Below are 227 nucleotides of genomic sequence, written 5' to 3' on the forward strand. Positions count from 1 at the left end.
AAGAGCTTAACTTCCGTGTTCGGTATGGGAACGGGTGTGACCTCTTCGCTATCGCCACCAAACAAATGCCTTCAGGACGAAGGTACTGGGCGTTTCTCACAGGATGTGAGAGCCCTTAGCGGAGTTTCCTTACCTTCCGCCTTTAGAGAGGTGTTCTCTCAAAACTAGATAACAGGTGTGACATCATTCAAAAATATGGTTAAGTCCTCGATCGATTAGTATCTGTC

Annotated in this window: 1 rRNA gene; it reads right to left on the bottom strand. The window is 46.7% G+C overall.

Annotated elements, in window-relative coordinates:
• A 5S ribosomal RNA gene (gene rrf, locus SB658_RS28345) occupies positions 1–62 on the bottom strand; the annotation flags it as partial.
• Positions 63–227: the final 165 nt, after the last annotated feature.

Origin of the sequence: Bacillus sp. SIMBA_008, assembly GCF_046535495.1 — a bacterium.
GTDB classification, from domain to species: domain Bacteria; phylum Bacillota; class Bacilli; order Bacillales; family Bacillaceae; genus Bacillus; species Bacillus subtilis.